The organism is Microbispora rosea (assembly GCF_900156315.1).
Taxonomy (GTDB): Bacteria; Actinomycetota; Actinomycetes; order Streptosporangiales; family Streptosporangiaceae; genus Microbispora; species Microbispora rosea.
Map to the genome: position 1 here is coordinate 1 of NZ_FTNI01000024.1, position 3392 is coordinate 3392.

Annotated in this window: 4 protein-coding genes; 1 reads left to right on the forward strand and 3 read right to left on the reverse strand. The window is 74.3% G+C overall.

Annotation, left to right across the window (positions count from 1 at the left end; genetic code table 11):
* Positions 1-570, forward strand: a 570-nt coding sequence (locus tag BXA11_RS45475) for an HNH endonuclease (protein WP_143734569.1), incomplete at its 5' end; no start/stop codon positions are given.
* A gap of 54 nt (positions 571-624) precedes the next feature.
* Here BXA11_RS45475 and BXA11_RS28705 read toward each other — a convergent pair.
* From BXA11_RS28705 to BXA11_RS28715, 3 genes are all read right to left on the reverse strand, one after another.
* Complete coding sequence (locus BXA11_RS28705) at positions 625-1839, reverse strand: Dyp-type peroxidase (protein WP_076439561.1); 1215 nt, start codon at positions 1837-1839, stop codon at positions 625-627.
* Positions 1832-2371, reverse strand: coding sequence for a copper chaperone PCu(A)C (locus tag BXA11_RS28710; protein WP_076439756.1), 540 nt, complete (start codon positions 2369-2371; stop codon positions 1832-1834). The genes BXA11_RS28705 and BXA11_RS28710 overlap by 8 nt, the downstream gene beginning before the upstream one ends.
* Positions 2372-2666: 295 nt before the next feature.
* Complete coding sequence (locus BXA11_RS28715; protein WP_143734570.1) at positions 2667-3269, reverse strand: MFS transporter; 603 nt, start codon at positions 3267-3269, stop codon at positions 2667-2669.
* Between the last annotated feature and the right edge of the window lie 123 nt (positions 3270-3392).

Consider the following 3392-nt stretch of genomic DNA (forward strand, 5'->3'; position numbering starts at 1 on the left):
GTCCAGATTCGCGGCCGGGTCTGCTCCTGGCCGGGCTGCCGCATGCCCGCCACCCGGACCGACCAGGACCACATCCACCCCTGGGCCGACAACGGCGCCACCACCGCCGACAACCTGCACCTGGCCTGCCGCCACGACCACCGCACCAGGCACATCGGCGGCTGGCGGGTCACCTCGGCCGGCCCCCAACTGATCGTATGGACCAGCCCGCTCGGACACACCTACCCCAGCCCGCTCCCGAAGATCATCCAACCCGCCCCCGAACCCCAGCCCCGCAACTGGCCCGGCGCCCCGCCCGGACGCCCGCCCGCCGACCCCGCCGGAGCACCGGACACGATCATGGCTCCACCAAGCCCTCCTCCGCCCCACAACGGCGGACGTGACGGCACGACCAACGGCGCGGCGGACGGCGAAGCCAGCTATGGAGCCAGCCACGGTGCCAGCCACGGAGCCAGCCACGGTGCCGGACGCGGTGCCGGACGTGGTGCCGGACACGGCGCCAGTGAGCAGGCGGACGACGAAGCCGGAGGAGCTTCCTTCAAAAGCGACCTCGACGTGCCGCCGTTCTGAAGGGGGCGCGATGCCGTGACAGGAACCGCGCCGGTCCGTCAGGATGCGCCGGGTTCAGGACAGGAGGGTCTCCCCGATCCAGCCGTCTGGCGCACACCCGGGCGGTATGGCGAAGACAGCCGACCCGATGGGCGTGATCCACTGGTTGAGCAGGTCCACCTCGGCGAGGCGCTGCTGGATCGGGACGAACTGCCGTGCCACGTCGGCCTGGTAGGACGCGAACAGCAGTCCGGCGTCCGGCCGTCCCTCGGGGCTGAGGCCGTCCTCGTAGTTGTAGGCCCGTCGCAGGATGCGCATGCCCGGGTCGGCCACCCGGGCCCGGCGGATGTGCGCGTACTCCGAGATCACCGGCAGGCCCGACGGGCCGAGCGCGGCGAAGTCGGGCTCGTCGGTCTCGGCCCGGCCGGTCAGCGGCGCACCGGTGTTGAGCCGCCGCCCGACGCTGAACTCCTTGGCCGCTCGGTCTGCGGCGTCCCATTTCTCCAGGTCCATCCGGATGCGGCGGAGCACCAGCGTGGTGCCGCCACGCAACCACCCGTCGCGCACCCACACGGCCCGGTCGAAGTCCGCCGACCCCGGCCCAGGGTTGACCGTGCCGTCGAGCTGGCCCATCAGGTTGCGCTGGGTCGTGCCCGGCGCGCGCACCTGCGGGCTCTGCCGGAATCCGTGCTGCGTCCACCGTACGGATGCGAACGAGCGGATGTCCCTGACGAGCACGCGCAGCGCGTGCGCCAGCGTGACGCGGTCGTCCGCGCACACCTGGACCAGCAGGTCGCCGCCGCTCCAACGGGGCTGGAGGGCGTCGACCTTGAACGCCGGCAGCAGCCGTGGCGCGAGATGCCGGGACCCCGCCGCCTCGAACAGCCCGGCGCCGAACCCGAAGGTGACGGTCAGCCGCGCGGGCAGCAGCGCCAGCTCGGCGTCGGTGTCGGCGAGGGCGGGCTCGCCCCGGGTGAGCCGCCGCGCGTCGTCGGTGAGCAGCCGCATCAGGCGCGCGAGCGCCGTACGGTCGCTCCCGGGCCGCAGGTCGAACCCGGCGAACACCGCGAACGTCTGCGGAGACGTCGCGACGCCGGCCTGGTGGACGCCGTGGAAGGGTTCGACGGCGGTGCCGCCAGGGAGGGGCGTCTGCCCGGTGGATGCGTGCCCTGCCGCGTCCGGCACGGCGGAGACCGGGGCGCAGGCCGCCGCCGCGGCGGCGACGGCCCCGCCCGCGAGCAGGCCGCGCCGGGTCAGCCGCCGTCCCGCCGGGTATCGGCTCTCACTCATGAGGGGCGTAGGACTCGTTGGCGCCGGCGAAGTCCTTGGCCACCGCGGTGAAGGACACCGTCCTGCCGTCCTTCAGGGTGAGCGTGAAGGGCACCTCCGCTCCGGGCTCGATGGCCGTGCGCACGTTCATGAGCATGATGTGGTCCCCGCCGGGCTGGAGCACGTGCCGGCCGCCGGCCGGGATCACGACCCCGCCCTGCTTGCGACGCATCGTCGTGGCGCCACCGTCCCCGACGACCTCGTGCAGCTCCACAGACGGGGAGACGGGAGTGCTCGCCGCGACGACGGTCACCTCCTCGCCGGTCGTGTTGACGAGTGTGGCGAAGGCGGCGCTCATGCCGGAGCGGGCCGTCTTCACCCACGGGTCGCTGATCGACAGCGGGGTGGCCGCAGAGGCGGGGGCCTGCGCCGCGGCGGGAGTGGCGGCCGGAGTGGCGGCGGGCGCGCCGGAGGGCGTGCCGGACGGAGTGGCGCAGGCTCCTGCGGCCAGGAGGGCGGCCAGCACCGCCGGAAGCATGCGGTTAACGGTCATGATGGTCATGCGAAAGCCTTCTCTCGGTCGTCCGGCGGGCATGCGCGGCATGCGGGCGGCGTCCCCAGGCATGCCGAGGCAGGCGTGCCGAGAGAGGCGTGCCGAGGGACGGCATACGAGGCACGGCATGCCGAGGCAGGCCGTGCGGGCCGTTCCCTGCGACGCGGGGCATTACGGCGTGACCGGTCGCAGGCGCCGAAGATCGGGCACGCGCGGGGGCACGCTCCGCCGGAAAAGATCACTGACGTCGCTCCCCGGGCCGTACGCCGCAGGGAGCGGGGTGAGGAGGGCCGTCTCAGGCGGACGGCTGGAGAAGGCCTGGCGGGCCGCGCCGGGTGACGCAGTGACGCGGCGCGAGGAAGCGCGGCAGGCGCGGCTCATCCGGATGCGGCGACGCAGGCGGCGCGAACACCGGCGGCGCCGGATCGGCCGCGATCCGCGTGAGCCGTACGGCGAGCCGCCGCAGGAGCGCCCACAGGGCGGCCTCGCCCCTGGCCAGCCACAGCGCCGTCAGTACCACCGCCCAGCCATGGCCGAGCAGCATTCCGAGGCTCGGCATGTGCCCCACCATGGCATGCCCCACGACGGCATGTCCTGGCATGGCATGCCCGGCCATGAGGTCCACGGCGGACGGGGACGACGACGGGGACGACGAGGGGGACGACAGGGCGAAGAGCACGTGCAGCACGACCTGCAGGGCCGCGAGCAGGGGCAGGATCGCACGCAGCGTCCGTTCCCCGCCGGACAGGGGCAGCGCGGCGGCGAAGACCGCCGGCAGGCCCAGCGCCAGCGCGCCGGGGGCGACCGCGCCGCCGCTGAACAGGTGCGCCACCACGCCCAGGCCGAGGCACACCGCGGTGAAGGCGGCGGCTCGGGCGAGGCGGAGAGGCGATGTCACCGGCATGGCACAGCCAATATCGCATGCCGGGTGCCCGGTCCTCATTCCGGCAGACCGTGTCGCGGGCGTCCTGCTTCCCGGCCCCGCACCGGCCACCGCTCCGGCCACCGCTCCGGCCACCGC